General features: G+C 60.3%; 22 protein-coding genes. 8 read left to right on the forward strand and 14 right to left on the reverse strand.

Translation table 11 applies throughout. From position 1 onward, the window contains the following. Positions 1-13 precede the first annotated feature (13 nt). The 3 genes from PH552_RS18610 to PH552_RS18620 form a co-directional block, all read right to left on the reverse strand. On the reverse strand, positions 14-868 hold the full coding sequence (locus PH552_RS18610; protein WP_285166219.1) for a C40 family peptidase: 855 nt from the start codon (positions 866-868) through the stop codon (positions 14-16). A gap of 17 nt (positions 869-885) precedes the next feature. Then, on the reverse strand, positions 886-1230 hold the full coding sequence (locus PH552_RS18615) for a MarR family transcriptional regulator (RefSeq protein ID WP_113250952.1): 345 nt from the start codon (positions 1228-1230) through the stop codon (positions 886-888). Positions 1231-1465: 235 nt separating this feature from the next. Continuing rightward, positions 1466-2857 (reverse strand): leucyl aminopeptidase family protein, encoded by a 1392-nt coding sequence (locus tag PH552_RS18620; protein WP_113250951.1) that lies wholly within the window; start codon positions 2855-2857, stop codon positions 1466-1468. Between the two features lie 167 nt (positions 2858-3024). On the opposite strand from PH552_RS18620, the gene PH552_RS18625 reads away from it, so the two are divergent. Further along, the gene (locus tag PH552_RS18625) at positions 3025-3852 is read left to right on the forward strand and encodes a tetratricopeptide repeat protein (protein ID WP_112341883.1); all 828 of its coding nucleotides are present in this window, start codon (positions 3025-3027) and stop codon (positions 3850-3852) included. A gap of 33 nt (positions 3853-3885) precedes the next feature. Here the strand turns inward: PH552_RS18625 and PH552_RS18630 are convergent, their stop codons facing one another. The 10 genes from PH552_RS18630 to PH552_RS18675 form a co-directional block, all read right to left on the reverse strand. Next, entirely contained in the window at positions 3886-4530 is a 645-nt protein-coding gene (locus PH552_RS18630; RefSeq protein ID WP_113250950.1) for a LysE family translocator, read from the reverse strand. Positions 4531-4669: 139 nt separating this feature from the next. Continuing rightward, a complete protein-coding gene (locus tag PH552_RS18635; protein WP_112341881.1) occupies positions 4670-5647 on the reverse strand; it encodes a type II secretion system F family protein in 978 nt (325 codons plus the stop codon). A gap of 21 nt (positions 5648-5668) precedes the next feature. Then, positions 5669-6676, reverse strand: coding sequence for a type II secretion system F family protein (locus PH552_RS18640; protein ID WP_183765416.1), 1008 nt, complete (start codon positions 6674-6676; stop codon positions 5669-5671). Positions 6677-6684: 8 nt separating this feature from the next. Further along, entirely contained in the window at positions 6685-8166 is a 1482-nt protein-coding gene (locus tag PH552_RS18645; protein WP_183765419.1) for a TadA family conjugal transfer-associated ATPase, read from the reverse strand. A 75-nt stretch (positions 8167-8241) separates the two neighbouring features. Then, on the reverse strand, positions 8242-9513 hold the full coding sequence (locus PH552_RS18650; RefSeq protein WP_113250947.1) for a CpaE/TadZ family protein: 1272 nt from the start codon (positions 9511-9513) through the stop codon (positions 8242-8244). Between the two features lie 37 nt (positions 9514-9550). Then, positions 9551-10324 (reverse strand): CpaD family pilus assembly protein, encoded by a 774-nt coding sequence (locus PH552_RS18655; protein ID WP_113250946.1) that lies wholly within the window; start codon positions 10322-10324, stop codon positions 9551-9553. 9 nt (positions 10325-10333) lie between these two features. Beyond that, a complete protein-coding gene (locus PH552_RS18660) occupies positions 10334-11839 on the reverse strand; it encodes a type II and III secretion system protein family protein (RefSeq protein WP_113250965.1) in 1506 nt (501 codons plus the stop codon). Positions 11840-11853: 14 nt separating this feature from the next. Beyond that, positions 11854-12669 carry a Flp pilus assembly protein CpaB gene (gene cpaB / locus PH552_RS18665; RefSeq protein ID WP_113250945.1) on the reverse strand — a complete coding sequence of 272 codons (816 nt, stop codon included), beginning with the start codon at positions 12667-12669 and terminating at the stop codon, positions 11854-11856. Between the two features lie 161 nt (positions 12670-12830). Next, positions 12831-13343 (reverse strand): A24 family peptidase, encoded by a 513-nt coding sequence (locus tag PH552_RS18670; protein ID WP_113250944.1) that lies wholly within the window; start codon positions 13341-13343, stop codon positions 12831-12833. Between the two features lie 94 nt (positions 13344-13437). Continuing rightward, positions 13438-13620: a Flp family type IVb pilin gene (locus PH552_RS18675; protein ID WP_113250943.1), complete on the reverse strand. Its 183-nt coding sequence runs from the start codon at positions 13618-13620 to the stop codon at positions 13438-13440. Positions 13621-14024: 404 nt separating this feature from the next. Here PH552_RS18675 and PH552_RS18680 point away from each other — a divergent pair, with 404 nt between their 5' ends. The 7 genes from PH552_RS18680 to PH552_RS18710 all read left to right on the forward strand — a co-directional run bounded on the left by PH552_RS18680 (position 14025) and on the right by PH552_RS18710 (position 19550). Further along, on the forward strand, positions 14025-14450 hold the full coding sequence (locus tag PH552_RS18680; RefSeq protein ID WP_112341872.1) for a pilus assembly protein N-terminal domain-containing protein: 426 nt from the start codon (positions 14025-14027) through the stop codon (positions 14448-14450). A 154-nt stretch (positions 14451-14604) separates the two neighbouring features. Then, a complete protein-coding gene (locus PH552_RS18685) occupies positions 14605-15240 on the forward strand; it encodes a TadE/TadG family type IV pilus assembly protein (RefSeq protein ID WP_112341871.1) in 636 nt (211 codons plus the stop codon). 14 nt (positions 15241-15254) lie between these two features. Beyond that, complete coding sequence (locus PH552_RS18690; protein ID WP_113250942.1) at positions 15255-15827, forward strand: TadE/TadG family type IV pilus assembly protein; 573 nt, start codon at positions 15255-15257, stop codon at positions 15825-15827. Positions 15828-15963: 136 nt separating this feature from the next. Further along, positions 15964-17184: a phosphopentomutase gene (locus PH552_RS18695; protein ID WP_113250941.1), complete on the forward strand. Its 1221-nt coding sequence runs from the start codon at positions 15964-15966 to the stop codon at positions 17182-17184. Further along, a complete protein-coding gene (locus PH552_RS18700; RefSeq protein WP_113250940.1) occupies positions 17181-18149 on the forward strand; it encodes an adenosine deaminase in 969 nt (322 codons plus the stop codon). Before PH552_RS18695 ends, PH552_RS18700 begins: the two co-directional genes overlap by 4 nt. A 121-nt stretch (positions 18150-18270) precedes the next feature. Then, on the forward strand, positions 18271-18900 hold the full coding sequence (gene upp, locus PH552_RS18705) for a uracil phosphoribosyltransferase (RefSeq protein ID WP_015338410.1): 630 nt from the start codon (positions 18271-18273) through the stop codon (positions 18898-18900). Between the two features lie 125 nt (positions 18901-19025). Then, positions 19026-19550: a TIGR02281 family clan AA aspartic protease gene (locus PH552_RS18710; protein ID WP_113250939.1), complete on the forward strand. Its 525-nt coding sequence runs from the start codon at positions 19026-19028 to the stop codon at positions 19548-19550. A 51-nt stretch (positions 19551-19601) separates the two neighbouring features. Here PH552_RS18710 and deoA read toward each other — a convergent pair whose 3' ends face one another. Continuing rightward, positions 19602-20909 (reverse strand): thymidine phosphorylase, encoded by a 1308-nt coding sequence (gene deoA, locus PH552_RS18715; protein WP_113250938.1) that lies wholly within the window; start codon positions 20907-20909, stop codon positions 19602-19604. Position 20910 lies beyond the last annotated feature (1 nt).

Consider the following 20910-nt stretch of genomic DNA (forward strand, 5'->3'; position numbering starts at 1 on the left):
TTGCGGTGCGCCGTCAGTCGACGAAACGGCGATAGCCGGTCGGCCGCTCGTAGAGCCAGCCGATGCGTTCGACGGCGGCAGCAAAATTCTCCCGGGCGACAGTCATGGTATGGCCGTTGGCATGAACGATGGTTTCCGGATCTTCCATGATGGCCACATGCCCTTTCCAGAAAACGAAATCGCCGCGCTTCAGTTCGTCGCGAGTGATCGGCTGGCCGAGGGCGGCCGCCTGCATGTCGGTATCGCGCGGTGCCGCGCGGCCTGTCATCGACAGCGCCAGCTGCACGAGGCCCGAGCAATCGATGCCGAGACCCGAGCGGCCGCCCCAGAGATAGGGCGTTTCGATAAAGCGCAAGGCGACGTCGACAAAATCGCCGCCCCGGTTGTCGCCGATCGGCTGGACATGCTTGGCGAAGATGGCGGTGCCATCCTCCAAGACGACATAGTGATTGCCCCGCGCCTCTGCCGTGCCGGTCACATGCACGAGACTGCCCATGGAGAGGATTGCCGCATGCGGCTTGCGCAGCTCCGGCTCGGGATAGAGGAAAGTGCGCTGTGGAATGACGACATGGGTTGGCACAGCCGCGCCTTCCTTGATCGACGTTTCCGGAAGGTAGCCGACATAACCATCGGACAGTGCCTTCACCCAGCACCAGCCATCGCGGCGTTCGAATATCGTCACCTCTTCACCCATCAAGAACTCGGTATCGATGCCCGAGGCGAGATCCGGCTTCGGCCGCAGCGCAATGACGGGGACGGCAACGCGTGCGCTAATCCCCTCGACGAAGCGCTCGGCCTCGACTTTACCTCTCAGAGAAGCCTCGGCGAGATCGGCCCTGAAGGCATTGAGGCGGCGGTCGAGCGTCATGACGAAATTTCCTGAGGTTACAGTTTGCGGCCGTGCTCGATGACGAGATCGCCGAGTTTTTCCAGATAGAGCGCGCCGGTGACCGTCCGTTTGATGATGACGTTGCGGCGATCACGCTCGTCGCGCACGCGGTCGACCAATCCCATGACGCCCATGGTGTCAAGCGCCCGGGTGATGACCGGCTTGGTGACGCCGAGTGTCGCGGCAAGACCACGCACGGTATGCGGCGGCGGCACGAGATAGATCTGAAGCAGGATCGCCATCTGCCGCAAGGTCAAATCATGATCCTCGCGGCGCACCTGAGCGAGCGTCACGCCATGCCAGAGGCCGAGAGCCTGCGAGGCGGTGAGTTCAAGCGGCAAGGGGCAAATCCCGGGATTCGTTACGCTGCCGTTCCAGTTTCGGCCAAGATCATGGCGGTTTCAAGGGAGTTTTGATTGGTTACTCTTCGGAGCAGTGACCACAGAGTTCGTTGAGAGTGCCCTCCTCTGTCACTTCGCGACATCTCCCCCACAAGGGGGGAGATGTCGCGGCAGCGACAGAGGGGGGTGTCAGGTGGGCGATAGATAGAGAAGCTCGCCTACCTGCAACGACGACCTACCGCACACTCTGCCTTATGTGATGATACAGCGCCCGGATCGCCTGCGCCTCGCCGCCGCCGGGCGAATGCGGCCGTTCGCTCTGCGCCCAGCCGTAGATATCGAAATGAACCCAGCTCGGCGTCTTCGTGACAAACCGCTTGAGGAATAGGGCGGCCGTGATGGAGCCGGCCATGCCGCCCGATGGAGCATTGGTGATATCGGCGAATTTCGTACGGATATCCTTGTCGTAGCCCATGTAGAGCGGCATGCGCCACAGCGGATCGTCCGTCTCCAGGCTCGCTTCGGTCAGGTCGCGGGCAAGGTCGTCGTCGTCGGTGAAGAAGGGCGGCAGGTCGGGGCCGAGCGCGACGCGGGCAGCACCCGTCAGCGTCGCCATGTCGATCATCAGGTCCGGCGCGTCCTCATCGGCATAGGCCAGCGCATCGGCCAGGATCAGCCGTCCCTCGGCATCGGTATTGTCGATCTGCACGGTGAGGCCCTTGCGGCTCGTATAGATGTCGCCAGGGCGGAAGGCGTTGGAGGAAATCGAGTTCTCGACGACGGGAATGATGACGCGCAGGTCGACCTTGAGCTTCGCGTCCATGATCATCAGCGCCAGGCCCATGACGTTCGCGGCACCGCCCATGTCCTTCTTCATCAGCAGCATCGAGGATGCCGGCTTGATATCGAGGCCGCCGGTGTCGAAGCAGACGCCCTTACCAACCAGCGTGATGCGGCGATGCCCCTTCTTGCCCCAGCGCAGTTCCAGCAGGCGCGGCGCATCGGCGCTGGCGCGTCCCACAGTATGCACGAGCGGGAAATTCTCCTTCAGGAGGTCATCGCCGATGATGACGGACATATCAGCCTTGTAGTGTTCGGCCAGCGCCCGGAAAGCGGCTTCGAGTTGCTCCGGTCCCATGTCGTTGGTCGGGGTATTGATGAGATCGCGCGCCAGAAACACGCCGGCCAGCTGACGTTTGATATCGGCGGCATCGGCATCGCGCGGGATCATCAGCGTCGGCGCCGTCGCCTTCTCGGACTTGTAGCGCTCGAAACGATAGCTGCCGAGACCGAAGCCGAGCGAAAGCCGGTTCGCCGTCAGCGGCGCCGTCTCGATATGCCAATCGCCTGCCGGCAGGCTGCGCGCAAGCCTTCCCGTCAGGAAAGGTTGTTCGGAGGGATTGGAGCCGAGCCCGAACAAGGCTCCGCCCAGATGTCCGTCGGCCGTCGGAATCAACAGCAGCGAGCCGCTTTCCGCCTTGTAGCCGGCCCTGCGGGCCCAATCGAGCGCGATGGGATCGATGGTGCCGGTCTCGATATGTGCCGGGGTGACGGCAAAGATCGGCAGCGTCGCACCACCCTTCGAATTGAAGGGCGTCGCACGCTCGATGTATTGGTAGGGGGCCATGACTATCCTTTGACCGATAACTTCAGGGAATTGGAGACTTCAGAGAATCGAGAGTTAACCGTCTGTTAGGGTTAACAGATTATTGCTGGAGCGAACATTGCGTCGAACCTTTCCCTGTTCCGATTCTAGGCCTCGCGCAAGATTTAAGGAATTCAGGGATAATCGAAATGCCCGCCGTTTCAGCTGCGTTTTCATTCAGAACCTTTCTTTTGCGGGGAGCTTCCGCCGCACTTCTGGCGCTTTCGCTCGCAAGCTGCTCAACGACCGGACAGGACAGGATGACGACGGGCTCGGTCCCCAAGACATCGAAATCTCTCGACACGATGAACAGTACCGAACTCGCTCAGGCGACCGCGACGTATGGCAAGGCTTATGATGCCAATCCCAAGGATCGTGATGCCGGCGTGAACTACGCCAATGCCTTGCGCATGAGCGGCCGCAACGACCAGGCGCTCGCCGTCATGCAGCAGGTGGCAATCGCCAATCCGACCGATCGCGGTGTGTTGGCCGCCTATGGCAAGGCACAGGCGGCGGCGGGCCAGCTCGACGAAGCGCTGGCGACCATCGACCGCGCACAGCTGCCGGACCGGCCGGACTGGCGCCTGGTTTCCGCGCAAGGTGCCATCCTCGACCAGCTTGGACGCTCCACAGATGCGCGCGCCAAATATCGCGATGCGCTGGTGCTGGCACCCAACGAGCCGACAATTCTTTCCAATCTCGGCATGTCCTACGTGCTAACCGGAGACCTCAAGAACGCCGAAAACTATCTTCGCTCGGCCGTCTCGCAGCCGGGCTCCGATAGCCGCGTGCGCCAGAACCTGGCGCTGGTCGTCGGCCTGCAGGGCCGTTTTGCCGAGGCGGAACAGATCGCGCGCCAGGAGCTGACGCCGCAGCAGGCCAACGCCAATGTCGCCTATCTCAGGGGCATGCTGGCGCAGCGGAATTCCTGGCAGAAGCTTGCGGCCAGCGGCGACGCCAGGAAAACCGTCGAATAATACGGCCGAAGAAACGCTCGGCCACCTCGACCCCTAACGCCAGAGATGACGTGGCAGGCCCTCGGCCACCAGCCGCGCTCCGAGCGCGCCCATCACGACGCCGGCCACGCGGTCGATCCAGAGCTTGGCACCGAGATAAATTGCGCGCGGGCGGTTCGACGAGAAGGCGATCGTCACCACCGTGTACCATCCGGTCTCGACCAGAAAGACCGCCAGCGGAACGGCGGCCAGCAGCCAGGGCGCAGGAGCCGCCGGCAGGAGGGCTGCAAAGATACTGCCATAAAAGATGGCGGTCTTCGGATTGCTGAGCTGGGTCCCGAGCGCAAAGAGAAAATTGCGCGCTGCGCCCGATGCCTTCGGCGTCGCAGGTGAATCGATCGGAAGGTCATCCGCCGCGCCGCGCCAGATGCGGACGCCGACATAGATCAGATAGAGACCGCCTGCGACCTTCAGCGCCAGATACAGCCATTCGACCTTCATCAGCAGGGCACTCAAGCCGAACAGGGCCAAGGTCGCGAATATGACGCTGCCCGTCCCCATGCCGAGAGCGGCGGCAAGACCCGCTTTTCGCGAGCGGGAAACGGCAATTCGGGAGACAAGCACGAAGCTCGGACCGGGACTGGCGGCCCCGATGAAGACCGCAGCGATAACGCTAAGAAACACTGCCATGGACGACATGCGACACCTCCCGATACGGCTGGACATCTATTCGCTGGTGGACGGCAGCCTCCAGGGCGCGCCGGGGATTTCGCTTCCGGCCGTCCACAACGTCGGATCGAAGATTAACCATGCCCGCACGCGGAAGCAAGCCGGCGGATCAGAACTTGTCCATGGCCTGGAGGATTGCCGGGCCGAGAATGACGGCCATCAAGACCGGCAGGAAGAAGATGATCATCGGCACGGTCAGCTTCGGCGGCAGGGCGGCCGCCTTCTTCTCCGCCTCGTTCATGCGCTCGTCGCGGCCTTCCTGCGCCATGACGCGCAGCGCCTGTGAGAGCGGCGTGCCATAGCGCTCGGCCTGAATGAGCGCCTGCGTCACCGATTTGACGAGCTCGATCTGGGTGCGGGCGGCAAGATTGTCGAAGGCCGTGCGGCGATCCTGTAGGAAGGAAAGTTCGGCTGTGGTCAGCACCATTTCCTCGGCGAGCGGCGGGGATTGCTCGGCCATTTCCTCGGACACGCGATGCATGCCGGCTTCGATCGATATGCCCGACTCCACGCAGATCAGCATCAGGTCGAGAGCATCCGGCCAGGCGCGCTTGATCGACTTCTGGCGCTTGGTCATCCGGTTGGAAACATAGATATTCGGCGCATAGAAACCGAGATAGGCGGTGCCGATGACGCCGAGCAGACGGATCGGCAATGGTTTTGAGGCAAACCAGCCGAGAACGAAAACCAGCACGATCGCAGCCGCCAGGAACAGGAACGGCAGAAAGAACCGCGCCACCAGAAATATGTTCAACGCGTTTTCGGAGCGCAGGCCAGCGGCCCGCAGGCGATTCATGGTATTGGCATCAACCAGCGCATTTCGCAGGTTGAAGCGCTCGACGATCTGTCTGGCGTTTCGATTGTTATGGCTGCGCAGCGATGCCTTGCCGCCATCGGCGCTAAGCCGAGCCCGTTCGCGTGCGCGGATCTGCTCGCGCTCCGTCGATACGGCCTTCATGCGCTTATTGAGATCGCCGCGCTCGAGCAGCGGTATGGCGATCGTATAGAAGGTGGCAAAGACGGCAATGGCAACGACGACAGCGAGGAGGGTGCCGGGATCGGTCAGTTTGGCGGCCAGATCGGACATGGGCTACGCGGCTCCTTCCGCTCAGATCTCGAAATTGACCATGTTGCGCATGATGAAGATTCCGACGGACATCCAGATACCGGCTGCGAGCAAGATCAGATGGCCGCGCGGATCGGTGAACAGGATCATCATGTATTGCGGCGAGGTCAGATAGACGAGCAGCATGACGATGAAAGGCAGCGCGCCGATGATGACGGCGGATGCCTTTGCCTCCATCGACAGCGCCTTGACCTTCGCCTTCATTTTCTTGCGGTCGCGCAGCACCTTCGAGAGGTTGCCTAGGGCTTCCGACAGATTGCCGCCGGCCTGGGCCTGAATGGTAATGACGATCGAGAAGAAATTCACTTCCTGCAGCGGCATGTGGTTTGTCATGCGCGCGCAGGCATCCGACATGCTCAGACCGACCTGCTGCGCTTCGACCACCCGGCGAAATTCCGACTTGACCGGATCGCGCGCCTCGGCGGCCACCAGTCGCACCGCATCGTTGAGCGGCAGGCCCGAGCGAAGGGAACGGGTGATAAGATCGAGCGCGTTCGGAAATTCTTCGAGAAATTTGTTTTGCCGGCGCTTGATGAGGAAGCCGAGAACCCAGCGCGGCAGACCGAAAGCGACGGCAAAGAACAGTCCAAGGATGACCAGGGGCGGAGCGCCGACAATGAAAAAGACCAGCACCGCAAACAGGCCGAACAGCACGCTGAAAACGTAGAAGCGCGATGGCGTCAGCGACAAACCGGCCTGCGACAGGCGCGCTTTCAGCGACTGCTTTTTCTTGGTGTTTTCGGACTGGCGACGCTCCAGATCCTTAAGCGAATCCTGGACGGACTTGCGCCGCTTGGACATCTCCTGAACGCGGTCGCGCGCCGCCTTGACCTTCACACGATCGGTTTCGGCCTGCTTGACCCGATTGACGCGGCTTGCGGCCTTCTTCTGAGCCTCGATCCGCGAATAGAGAATGCCGTAGCAGACGGCAGCAGCCGACACCGCCGTCAGCAGGACAATCAACAGCACCATTGGATCGACACCGAACATCGTTAGTCCTATTGCGCCTTCTGTTCCATCTCGTCGAGCGCGGCTGCCAGGCGCCGCTCCTCATTGTAGTAGCGGGCGCGATCCCAGAGATGCGGCTTGCCGATGCCGGTGGACACATGCCGGCCGATGATGCGGCCGTTTGCGTCTTCGCCCTCGATCTCGTAGCGCATCAGATCCTGCGTGATGATGACATCGCCTTCCATGCCGATGACTTCGGTGATCTGTGTGATACGGCGCGAACCGTCACGCAGGCGCGCAGCCTGGATGATGACGTCGATGGAGGTGGAGACGATCTCGCGCACGGTCTTGGCCGGCAGGCTGAAGCCGCCCATGGCGATCATCGATTCGATACGGCTCAGGCATTCGCGCGGCGTATTGGCGTGGATGGTTCCCATGGAACCGTCATGGCCCGTGTTCATCGCCTGCAGCAGATCAAAGACCTCGGGTCCGCGCACTTCGCCGACGATGATGCGCTCGGGACGCATGCGCAGGCAGTTCTTGACGAGATCACGCATGGTGATCTCACCCTCGCCTTCGATGTTCGGCGGCCGGGTTTCGAGGCGCACGACATGCGGCTGCTGCAGCTGCAGTTCGGCGGTGTCTTCGCAGGTGATGACGCGCTCGTCGCGGTCGATATAGTTGGTCAGGCAGTTAAGCAGCGTCGTCTTGCCCGAGCCCGTACCGCCTGAAATGACGACGTTGCAGCGCACGCGGCCGATGATCTGCAGCAGCGTTGCGCCTTCCGGCGTGATGGCGCCGAAGCGGACGAGCTGATCGAGCGTCAGCTTGTCCTTCTTGAATTTACGAATGGTCAGTGCAGGCCCGTCGATCGCGAGCGGCGGTGCGATGACGTTGACACGCGAACCGTCGGGCAGGCGCGCATCGCAGATGGGGCTCGATTCATCGACGCGGCGGCCGACCTGGCTGACGATGCGCTGGCAGATGGAAAGAAGCTGCGCATTGTCGCGGAAGCGGATTTCCGATTCGACGGTCTTGCCCCCAACTTCGATGAACGTCTGGCCGGCGCCGTTAACCATGATATCGGCGATGTCGTCGCGGGCCAAAAGCGGCTCCAGCGGACCATAGCCGAGTACGTCGTTGCAGATATCCTCGAGCAGTTCCTCCTGCTCGGAGATCGACATCGCGAAATTCTTGATCGTGATGATGTCGTTGACGATATCGCGGATTTCCTCGCGCGCCGCTTCCGGCCCGAGCTTGGAAAGCTGCGAGAGGTCGATCGTGTCGATGAGGGCGGAGAAGACCTGCGACTTCGTATCGTAATATTCTTCGGTGCGGGCCGGCCTGCGACGGCTGGGCGTCTGCATCGGCGGGGGGACGACCTGCTGGCGCTGCTGTGAAGAATCGCGCGACGGTTCTATCAGCACGGCTGGTGCCGCCGGCGCAGCTGCGGCCGGCGCACGTGCCGGCGCCGGCGGAGGCATCGTGCCGCCGCCTTTTGCAGGACCTTCATTTCCGCGCTTGCCAAACATGCTTTCGATCCAATTCTACTGCAGCATGACTTTCACGAAGGCTCGCTCTCGGGAAATTCATGCGAAATCAAACGACTACTTCCGTTTCAGGAGGCCAAGCAGACCGCCCTTTCTCGCCTTCTTCAAAGCGACGCGACCCGTGACGATGTGTGATATCTGCGAAAAGGTCTCGGCGATCGGCGATTTGGGATCCGTCTCCGAAATCATCCGGCCGCTATTGGCGGCATTGCCGAACAGATTGATGTCGAAGGGGATGACGGCGATCGGATCCGCCTCTAGCGGAGCGCAGAACTCCGAAGGGTTGATTTCCGGGCGCTTCGGCATGCCTACTTGATTGAGAATGAGGTGCGGTCCCTTGTCGTTGGGCCGCAGCTTGCGCAGAGCGTCGATCAGGTTCTTGGCGTTGCGCAGATTGGCAAGATCCGGGGCCGCGCAAATGACGACCTCATCGACGGCGGCAAGCACCGAGCGCGTCCATTCCGTCCAGAGATGGGGCACGTCTAGGACCGCCACCGGGGCGCTGCGCTGGAGAACGTCGAGCACCGGCAGGAAGGCCTGACCATCGAAATCATAGGCACGATCCAGCATGGAGGGCGCAGCCAGCAGCGACAGGTGCTGAGAGCATTTCGTCAGCAACCGATCGAGAAAGACCTCATCCAGGCGCTCCGGTGCATAGACGGCCTCGGCAATCCCCTGCGCCGGATCCTGATCGAAGTCGATATTGGCCGTGCCATAGGGCAGATCGAGATCGGCAAGGATGGTTTCGGTGGAGAAAAGGCTGGAGATACCGAAGGCGCAATTATGCGCGATGGTGGATGCACCCACCCCGCCCTTGGCACCGATAAAGGCAATGCTGCGGCCGACGGGTTCGGCATCGGGATCGATGAAGATCGCCGCCATCGCCGTCATCAGATCGACCATATCGGTGGGTTGCACGATATATTCCGAGATGCCGTTGCGGATCAGCTCGCGGTAGAGGCCGATGTCGTTATGATAGCCAACGATGATGACCTTGGTGCTCGGATCGCAGACCGCGGCGAGCGGCTCGAGCTCGGCCAGCAGACTGCGCGCATTGGCGCGTGTCTCGAGAATGATCAGATTGGGGGTCGGCGCCGAAGCGAACATGTTTGCCGCTGCCGCGGCGCTGCCGCTGGTGATCCGGAAGCTGACCTTGGACATGCGCCGATCGTTGGCGCATTGGTCCATCACCCGCTGCAGCTGCTCGCTTTCGCAGAAGGCATGCACCGAAATACGCGGCAACGGCCGCAGATTGTCGAGATTGCCCGGGCGCGAGACGTCTTCGGCGTCCGCGGCGGTCGAGCCGATATCGTATTCGATGGCGTTCATGATGTTATCCCATTCCGCCGGCGGACAATCGTCTTGCTCATTGGCTAGCTCCGCTGAAGCCGCCAAGGGTAGCGGTGCTGATCGGGACCGAGCCGTTGCGGTAATTGTCGATTATCTTGCTGCGCTGATCGGTATCGATCGGCGACACCGCACGCGGTGCGATTAGATCCGTTGGATTGGCGACCTGCGCCGCCAGATTATGCTGGGTCGCACAGCCGAAATTGTAGTAATTCTGATTGTCGATGGCATTGTCGGCGAGATCGTCAGGCCATTGACCACAGGTGTTGGTGGCTGCGGTCGTAGCGGTGAAGCGAAGGCGGATCGGAGCAGCGTCACCTATATCGCCGGCAGCATAATAGCTTTCGACGATACGATTGGAGCGAATGCCGTTCGCGACAAATTCTCTCCGAATCTGTTGACGCAAGCTTGATGCAGCCTGCGAATTCATGGACCCACGCGGCGACAGGATTTCGACCGTACCAGTTGAATGCGCACGATAGTCCTGCACAAAGCCGCGGACGGTATCGCGCATGCCTACGGTCAATTGCCGGTCACTGGTTGCCACCGGTATGTCGATATCGTGTTCCTTCTCCGTCAGCACGATCGGGTGGCGCTGGCGATAATCGTCCTTGATAGCGCTTGTACTCATGCCGTCCGGGGAGCCGGCACAACCGCCAAGGACAGCTGTGACGATCAAGGCCGGCGCGATCAATGCCAGGGCCGAGAAGCTGGGACGGAGCGAGCGAGGCGCGTTACGGGCAAGGCCACCCGTTGTTTGATGTGCGATTGAACCGGTCGAAAAGGCGCGCATCCTGATCCCTCACTTGTAGATGAAGCCGACAGTGCCGTGGAAATCGGCATCGGCGACCGGCGGCCCGTCCCTGCGGCCGTAGATCTTATTGACACGGTTCATGAAAAAGCCGCTCACATCGTTGCTCGGCGAGAAATTGTCGTCGGGACGAGCAAGCTGACCGCGGGCCACGGGCCGCACCAGATAGGGTGTCGCGATGATGACCAGCTCGGTTTCGTCACGCTGAAAGCTTTTTTGACGGAACAGCGCGCCAAGGATTGGAATCTTCGAGGCGCCCGGCGTGCCGTTGGTGGTCTGCTGAATGGTATCACTCAAGAGACCGGCCAAAGCGATCGAACCGCCAGACGGCAACTCCACCGAAGTATCAGCGGCGCGCTGGTTATAGGTTGCCGTGCCGGCGTTGGCCGTACCAACCGGATTGGAAACCTGGGTCTGCACATGCAGGGCGATTCTTCCGGCAGACAGCACAACAGGCGTGAAGGCCAAACTGATGCCATAGGTGAAGGGTGTGACCGTGACGGTCCCATCCTTGTTCGTGACGGCGTACAGCGTCTGACCGCCCGAATTGAAAGTCGCCGCCTGGCCGGAGATCGCCGTCAACGTCGGCTCAGCCAGCGTACGGACGGCGCCAGCCTGCTCAAGAGCATTGAGATAGGTGCTGATATCGTATTTGCCGATGGCGGTTTTGAACAAGCTGGCCAGACCGCCGCCGCCGGCTGCCGCAGTGCCGTCGGAGACAGGACTGCCAAGCTGGGCTACCGTCAGGCCGGATGAATTCCTGACAAGATTGTCGAAGCCGATCTGCTTCAGCACGCTGCGTTTGATTTCGGCGACGGTCACCTTGAGCGTCACCTGATCCTCGCCTTCGATCTGCAACATATTGACGATCTGCGAGGTCTGCCGCACTTCGGCGAAAATGGCGACCGCGTTGTTGTCGCCGCTGCCCGAGGCAGTCTGGTTTCGAGTGGTCGCTTCACCCCCCTTCAGAAAGGCCTGGGCGAGCTGCTCGGCCCGCGTGGCATCCTGCGGTGTGCGCACCGTGCCGGTCATCACGATATTGTCGGAAACGATCTCAACATTGATGTCGGAGTCCGGGATGAAGCGTTTGAGATTGGCCTGCAGCCCGGCAATGTCGCGCTCGATCTGCAGATCGAGGCTGACGATCTCCTTGCCGTCGGCGCCAAAGACGAAGATGTTGGTCTGGCCGACGGTCTTGCCGAAAAGGTAGATGCGGCGCGAGGTGCGCGTCACCGCATCCGCCATCTTGGGATCGGAAACAAGGATATCATGCGCGTCGGCCGGCAGATCGACGACGAGTGCCTTGTTGAGGCCAAGCTTCAATGTGCGCCTCGTGCCAAGGCCAGCGATGGTGACGATACTGTCAGAGCCATCAGCAAAGGCTACGGGCGTGCGCAGAAAAGCCGGAAGATCCGCCAGAGGCAGACCAGCAAAGGCGACCGAGAAGGAGAGGATTGCAGTGAGAGAAAGGCTGGCTTTGTTGCTTGTCCTGAACATGATGTCGCCCCTTCTCATTGTGGTTTCGGCCCGGCCGGGCCATCGGTCACGATCGCTCCCGACTTGATGACTTGGACAAGTCCGCCGCCATTGTCGCCGGCCAGAAGATAATCGGCCGCTGTCGTATCGGACTGCTGCGCATCGGCGACGGAGCGCAATGCCAACGTCAGGCGGTCGGCCATCTGGTGCGCGACGGCCAGAACCTTCGTCTGGTCCGGCGTCAGTTCGAGCGTCGCGGTGGCACCGACCGCAGCCTTGCTTCCATCCTGCTTTTCCTCGATCTGCTGGTCGACAGCCAAGACGCGCACGTTGCTCAGCACCGTTTCCGTGACGAGCTGCTGCTGCGAGCCCTTGCGGACCATGATCACATCGACGCGATCATTCGGGAGGATGAAACCGCCGGCACCGGTGGCAACGGAAATCTCGGTGGCGACGGCTCGTTTACCGGCCGGCAGCAATGAAGAGAGGATGCGGCTACTGGAATCCGCGACCTTTTCCTCGCGGATCGGTTCGCCCTCGAATATCGGCAGGCGAACGACCGCGCCATTTATATCCTTCAAGGCATCGGGCCGCTCGCTCTGGGTAATGAAACCTTTGACGACGCCGTTTTCCGGCCATGCCATCCATTGAACTGATTTTTCGTTGAGACGGGAGCCGACGGGCAGATTGGCGCTCGCAACCAGCACATTGGTGGTTGCTTCCTTTTCCACGATCGCCGCAACCTGCTGGGGCACGATATCGCGCGAACCAGCCAGGCGCATCGCCAGCAGGCCAGCCATCCCGGCCGCGGCGGCTGCCACTGCGAGTATCATTATGCGAGCGGGTTTCATGGTCATTCCTTGAGGAACAGGATTCTTCGCCCTGTAGAATGACCGGCAATTGGTGTAATTATGGTTAATGGTCTGTTACATTTATGATTACTTAACCATAATTACTTTATTTATATTAGGCATCCTTCACATTGGAAGAAATTGTGCGCTCTCGTTGCTGTTTAGAACACCCGCTGCGTTGCCGCGATAACGAGCGGCGAGGCTGGAAAGGCAAGGAAGCCGCCAATGGCAATGGCAACGCCGTACGGAATCTTCTCGCCACCAAGTAATGAGTTCGGCAGTGGCAAACCTATTGCCGTAATGGCATAGGCTTGAGAGCGCAACAGGAGGACGACGACCGTCAACACGCCACCAAGGAACGAGACGTAAACCAGAAAAGCAAGAAGGGAAGGATCGAGACCGAACCAGAGCGCGCATACAGCCAGCAGCTTCGCGTCGCCGCCGCCCATGACATTTAGTGCAAACATCATGAAGCAGCAGCAGAAGACCACAGCTGCGGCACCAATATTCATCCCGATCTCAGCCAGAGGCAAGCCAAGCAACGGCGCGAGGACGGCGAAAGTGCCGAGAAGGATGAGCGATATCCGGTTCGGTATCGTCATGGTCAGAAGATCGGAGATGGCGGCAACCGACATGCAAAGCGGGAAAATCAGCAATGTCGCGGCTTCAAGCATCTTAATTGGCCATCCTAATTTCCGAAATTTAAAAACCGCCCATTGTTCTGGGCGGTTTTCAGGGCTCTACGCCTTCGATGCACGCCACTTTTGATTAGTGCAGCGCAGCAGCGTTGTTCATCTTGTTGGCGATGCCGGAAAAAGTGCTGCTGAGCGAATTGCCGAGCGTCGTGGCAGCAGTGATGATGGCGACGGAGATCAGGGCGGCGATCAGGCCGTATTCGATTGCGGTCGCACCCGATTCATCCTTCAGGAAGCGCGAAAAAAGCTTGGACATGAGTTTAACTCCACTTTGTTGACAGCACGTCCGTCAACTGTTGCCGTTGATCGGATGAACTGCACGGTAGTCGTCCGCCGTTTCCATCGCTTTAAGGAATTGGGTTAATGAATCTTGAATAACGAAGTGAAAAAAGAATAGTAAATATTGAATTCATGTCTTGCCATGCATTTTTAAAGAACTTCTTCAACTAAAAGAGAATTATTAGAAGCAGGAATATTAGCAGATTATACGATTCGTCTCAAAGCAGGGCATATGAGACATCAACGGCGAAGATGAAAGCCATTTACGGGACGCCTGCATCATAAATATACGGCCGGCGTCGGCCTTAATCGTTCATTCACCATTCTTTCCCATTCTGTCCAACAAAACCTTTCGCCATACTCTTTCCAAGAGGCCAAGCCATGCCATTCGGCGGCAAAACCGCATTCCTCGCCGGCATCGTCGCCATGGCCGGCTTGATGCCACAGCTTTCGAACGCTGCTGGAGAAAGCCTGTTGCGCGTCTATATGGATCACGCGCGCGTCTTGAAGCTTGATCGCCCTGTCAGCAAGGTCATCGTCGGCAATTCGCAGGTCGCCGACGCAACCGTTGCCGATCCGAAGACCATCGTGCTGACCGGCCGCAGCTTCGGGACGACGAATATCATTCTGCTCGATACCGACGGCAATGCCATCGTCGATGAGCAGATCCTGGTGTCGATCGATGAAGGCAATACGGTCCGCGTTTTCCGGCAGACGGATCGCGCCGTATTATCCTGCACGCCCAATTGCGAACAGCATGCCCAGCAGAACAACACGGCAACCACGGCCCCTGCGACCGGACAATAATTCCATTCGATTTCATAAATATTCGAAAGTACTTTCGAAGGATTGCGTTGCAAGTAATAATCCCGGCTTCCTCTAAATATGAATAGAGAAGAGAAACGGATTATCAAGAAAGCAATTCTACTGTCCTCGGCATATAATTCGCCGCGGATTTCCCATGACATCAGATAACGCTTTTCTTACCAATATAGCCCCTGCCAGGCCACGCGCCCGACGCGGCTTGCGAGAATTGCTGCGTTCTCGGGATGGCGCCGCTGCCATCGAATTCGCCATGCTTGCCATTCCCTATTTCCTGATCGTCTTTGCCATTATCGAGACCTTCGTCGCCTTTACCGCCGAACAGGTCGTTTCAAACGCCGTCGACACCCTGGCGCGTCAGATCAGAACCGGGCAGATCACGGCCGATCCCAACAAGACCTCCTATACGACGTCACAGCAGTTCCGTCAGGCATTCTGCAACGAGATTGCCGTGCTCATCACCTGCTCCGCATCCGAACTGCAGACGCCGGCAAACCTCTATCTCGATGTGGAGAGCTATTCGAGCTTCGCATCCATGCCGACGACGATCCCTCGGAAGTCGTCGACCGATCCCTATTCCGATCTCAATACTTCCGGCTTTACTTTCGCGCCCGGCGGCGCCAAGTCGCTCAACATGGTACGCGCCTATTACCGCTGGCAGGTCATTACGGATCTGCTGCGCCCCTATCTTACCAATGTCCGCCCAACCGATGGCTCGGCCTCAGTCTATCTCATCGTCGCGACCGCCGCCTTCCAGAACGAGAACTATCCGTGAGCCGCCCTGCGACCATGATCGAAAAGGATACGATGTCGTCGGGCGTTCTGCGGCGCTTTGCCCGCGATGAGCGCGGCGTCGGCGCGATCGAATTCGCCATCCTTTTTCCCGTTTTACTGATGCTTTACCTCGGCGCCTTCGAGCTCACCGTCGGGCTCAATGTCTCCAAGCGCGCGAGCCGCTCTGCGGGATCGATCGCCGATATCGTCTCGCAGCAGTCGAGCGTTACCAAATCGGTGCTTGCCACCATGCCCTCTGTCGCGGGCGCGATCTTCGCGCCCTACGCCACGACCGGCATGACGTTGAAGATCACAGGCATTGCTGTCGACGCGACAGGCAAGGCAACGGTGGCATGGTCCTGGGCACAGGACGGAACGCCCCCCTATTCTTCCGGCACGGTGATAACTGTGCCGGCCAACATGAACCAGGCAAGCACCTTTCTGGTCCGCAGCGAGCTTTCCCTTCCCTACCAGCTCATCAGTTTCGGTACCAATTTCCTGCCGAGCGGCACGAACCAGATCACCATCAGCCGGCAATATTACTATCGTCAGCGCGTCGGCAATTCGATCAGCTGCAGCGATTGCTGAGCGCCTCTCATCGAGACGGAGTCCCGGCGGGCCATTCCAAACGGAAAATTGCCAACTCGATGCCTCCGTTATATGGGTGACGTCCAATGTCCCGGAAGACCTCCTCCGGGGCGACGACATTCTTATCGGGTGATGTATGGCGCGCGCCTTTCTCTTCGTTCTGGATTCTTTCGGCGTCGGCGGCGGCCCGGATGCGGCAAGCTATGGCGATGAAGGCGCGGATACGCTCGGCCATATCGCCGAATTCTGCGCGGCGGGCGTTGCCGACCGCGAAGGCTTGCGCCAGGGGCCGCTCGTACTGCCCAATATGTCCGGCCTCGGCCTGTTGGAGATCGCCAAGGCGGCAACGGGCAGCTATCCCGCCGGCATGCCGTTGCCGGAAAAGCTCTACGGCCTCTATGGCTGCGCCAGCGAAGTCTCCCGCGGCAAGGACACGCCGTCAGGCCATTGGGAGATCGCCGGAACGCCTGTCATGTTCGATTGGGGTTACTTTCCGGCCGAGGGCGATGCTTTCCCGCCGGAACTGGTGAAAGCCATCTGCGAGGCGGCCGATCTGCCGGGCATTCTCGGCAACTGCCATGCCTCGGGCACGGATATCATTGCAAAGCTCGGCGAAGAACACATACGCAGCGGCAAGCCCATCTGCTACACCTCGTCCGATTCCGTCTTCCAGATCGCCGCGCATGAGCACCATTTCGGCCTCGACCGGCTGATCGGCCTCTGCAGGATCGTGCGCACGCTGCTCGATTCCTACAATATTGGCCGTGTCATCGCCCGCCCCTTCGTCGGCGAGACCGCAGCCACATTCGAACGAACCGGCAACCGCCGCGACTTTTCCGTTCTGCCGCCGGAGCCGACGCTGCTCGATCGTCTGGTCAAGGCCGAGCGGACCGTGCACGCAGTCGGCAAGATCGGTGATATCTTCGCGCATCAGGGCATCTCCAGGATCATCAAGGCCAATGGCAACATGGCGCTGATGGATGCGACGCTGAAGGCCATGGACGAAGCCCAGGACGGCGATCTGGTCTTCACCAATTTCGTCGATTTCGACATGGTCTACGGCCATCGCCGCGACGTGCCGGGCTATGCCGCAGCACTCGAAGCCTTCGATGCGCGGCTGCCTGAGGTTCACGAGAAGCTGAAGGCCGGCGATCTCGTCATTCTGACGGCTGATCATGGCTGCGACCCGACTTGGCGCGGCACCGATCACACGCGCGAGCGCGTGCCCGTCATGGCTTATGGGCCGGGCATTCGATCCCGTTCCATCGGTATCCGCCAGACCTATGCCGATATCGGCGAGACGGTTGCGCAACATCTGGGCATTGCGGCAGGGCCGCATGGGAGGAGTTTCCTTTGACATCGCATTTGAAGAAAGTGGAGCTGCACTGCCATCTGGAGGGCGCCGCCCCACCTGCATTGACGCTCGCACAAGCGGAAAAATACGGAGTCGACACCAGCGCCTTCCTCAAAGACGGTATTTACCTCTGGAAGGACTTTGCCGAATTCCTCGTCTGCTATGACAAGGTTTCCGAAGTCTATCGCACCGAGGAAGACTATGCGCTACTGACGGAAACCTATCTGGAAGAACTTGCAGGCATCGGCACCATCTATAGCGAGCTCATCGTCTCGCCCGACCATGGCGACCGCATCGGCCTCGGCGCCGACGCCTATATGGCCGGCGTTTCGGCCGGCATCCGTGCCGCCAAGGCAAAGACCGGCATCGAGGCTCGGCTGATCGTAACCGGCGAACGCCACTTTGGGCCTGAGCGCGTCGTGAAGGCGGCGGAATATGCCGCCAAGAGCGACAATCCGCTGATAACAGGCTTCAATATGGCCGGCGAAGAGCGCATGGGCTACGTCGCCGATTACGCCCGCGCCTTCGATATCGCGCGTGAGGCGGGCCTCGGCATCACCATTCATGCCGGCGAGGTCTGCGGCGCATTTAGCGTCGCCGACGCGGTGGATCTGGTGCGCCCGCAGCGTATCGGCCATGGCGTGCGAGCCATTGAGGATATGGATCTCGTCAAGCGCCTTGCCGATCTTGGCACCGTGCTGGAAGTCTGCCCCGGCTCCAACGTCGCACTCAACGTCTTCCCGGATTTCCAGTCGCATCCGCTGCGTAAGTTGCGCGACGCCGGCGTGAAGGTCACGATCAGCTCCGACGACCCGCCCTTCTTCCATACGTCGCTGAAGCGCGAATACGAGATGGCGTCGTCAGCTTTCGGCTTTAGCGATGACGAGATCGATGCGATGACACGCACGGCGATCGAGGCGGCCTTCGTGGACGAAGCGACGCGGACGGCATTGCTTGCGAAGCTCTAAATGCGCAGTTAAGGCCCCATATTGGGGATGAAATCTCCAAAAGCGGCCTATTTTCTTGCACCAGAGGCGATTTCCGTGAAAGAACCATCTCATATCACGGAATTACTGGAAGGCTGAAACCATGGACGGCGTCACTGTCATCGATCACCCGCTTGTGCAGCACAAGCTCACAATCATGCGCAAGAAGGACACGTCAACGGGAAGCTTCCGCCGGCTGCTGCGCGAGATTTCGACGCTGCTCTGTTACGAGGTGACGCGCGACCTCGAACTGACGATCGAGACCATCGAAACGCCGCTGCAGCCGATGGATGCGCCGATCCTCGAAGGCAAGAAGCTGGTCTTCGCCTCGATCCTGCGCGCCGGCAACGGCCTGCTCGAAGGCATGCTCGATCTCGTGCCGTCGGCCCGCGTCTCGCATATCGGCGTCTACCGCGATCACGAAACGCTCCAGCCGGTCGAATATTACTTCAAGGCGCCCGAGGATATCTCAGAGCGCTTGATTATCGTCGTCGATCCGATGCTGGCAACAGGCAATTCCTCGATTGCCGCAATCGAAAAGCTGAAAGAGCGCGGCGCGCACAATATCCGCTTCCTGTGCCTGCTGGCGGCTCCCGAAGGCATCGCCAATTTCCGCAAGGCGCATCCGGACGTCCCGGTCTTTACCGCTGCGATCGACAGCCATCTGAACGAGAAGGGCTATATCGTGCCCGGCCTCGGCGATGCCGGCGACCGCATGTACGGCACGAAGTAAATCTGCTGCTATACTCTTATAAGGCCCGGCCGTTATTCAACTGCCGGGCTTTTTATTGATTGCTTTAGCGTCCTTTCAGCATACTTGGCTTATAGATGGCATGGCCCGCAGGAGGGGCCTTGCCGATGCTCGTTCGCGTTCTTATCATTGCCGGTATCATTGCTGTTGCGGCAACCCAGGTGCCAATGCTGGTGGATAGCTATAACGAGCACGCCGCAAGGCCTGTGCCTGTCGAAGCGGTCTCGCTGGCGCCGCCGAAAGCCGAGATTCCTGTTTCCTATGGCAGCGTCCAGCTGCGTGCCAATGCCGGCGGACACTATGAGGGTGATTTCACGATCAATGGCCGGTCCGTGCACGGGATGATCGATACCGGCGCAACCTATGTCGCGATGAACGAAAGCACTGCGCGCAGCCTTGGCTTCAGCAGCGCCGATCTCGATTATCGCTACCCGATCCAAACCGCGAACGGCACCTCTAAGGTCGCCCATGTCAAACTCGACCGTCTGGAGATCGGCACGATCCGGGTCCGCGATGTCGATGCCGTGGTGGCGAAGGACGGTGCGCTCGGTACGACGCTGATCGGCATGAGCTTCATGAAGAAACTGAACTCCTATGGAGTCCAGAACGGCAATTTGCTGTTGAAGCAGTAAGTGGTCTAGGTCCATGCAAAGCCGCCGACTGCACCCGTGGCGCTGTCGGCGTCAGATCCTGCCGATGATAACGGGTGACGCAGCCGGTGCTTCGTCGACGAGGCGATAATTGGCTGAGAGATCGGCGACAGCCTTCTCCGCGCTGGCCTCATCCGCCGCGTGAACAGTCGCGATACGGTCGCCTTTGCTCACTTTCGTGCCGAGGGGCAGGATATCGCTGAAGCCGACGCGATGATCGATCTTGTCCTGCGGGCGACGGCGGCCGCCGCCGAGGTCGATCACGCTCACGCCGATCCCCCGCGCATCGCAGCCGCCAAGCCAGCCGTCGGCAGCGGCGAGAACCGGCTTCCGTACCGGCGCGCTCACCAAATGGCGATCTGGATGTTCAAGCAGATCCTCGGGGCCGCCAAGCGCGTGCACCATGCGGCCGAAGATGTCCGCCGCCTTGCCGGATGCCAAAGCCTCGCGCGCCCTGCCCTCCGCCTCGGCAACGTTCGCAGCAATGCCGGCCTGCATCAGCATTTCGGATGCGAAGGCCAGCACGACCGTTTCGAGCCGCGTGCCCGCCTTATTGCCCTTCAGGAAATCCAGGCAGTTGCGAAGCTCGACCACGTTGCCGGCTGCATCGGCCAGAGGCTGGTTCATGTCGGTAATCAGGGCCGAAGTCTTCACCCCACCACCATTCGCCACTTCCACCAGCGAGCGCGCCAGCGTCTCGGCCTCTTCCTGCGAAGTCATGAAGGCGCCGCTGCCGATCTTGACGTCGAGCACCAGCGTTTCCAGCCCGGCCGCCAGTTTCTTCGACAGGATGGAGGCGGTAATCAACGGTACGGAATCGACGGTCGCGGTGACATCGCGCACCGCATAGAGCTTGCCGTCAGCGGGCGCCAGCGCGCCGGTCTGGCCGATGATGGCGCAGCCGACTTCTTCGACCACCTTGCGAAAACGGGCGGCATCCGGGGTAATTCCATAGCCGGAAATGGATTCCAGCTTGTCGAGCGTGCCGCCGGTGTGGCCGAGACCGCGGCCCGAGATCATCGGCACGGCGAGGCCGCAGGCGGCGGCGATGGGTGCGAGCATCAGCGAGACATTGTCACCGACGCCGCCCGTCGAGTGCTTGTCGGCGACCGGCCTGCCGATGCCGTCCCAGGAGAGCGTATCGCCGGAGCGGGCCATGGCGAGCGTCAGCGCCACCGTTTCTTCCCGCGTCATGCCGCGAAACCAAACGGCCATGGCGAAGGCGCCGATCTGGCTTTCGGCCAGTTCGCCACGGCCCAACGCGCCGATAAATGCGTCGATATCGGCGGGCGAAAGAGTGGCGCCGTTGCGCTTCTGCCGGATGATCTCCTGCGGGATCATG

The sequence above is a fragment of the Rhizobium aureum genome, assembly GCF_030182495.1.
GTDB classification, from domain to species: Bacteria; Pseudomonadota; Alphaproteobacteria; order Rhizobiales; family Rhizobiaceae; genus Rhizobium; species Rhizobium tropici_C.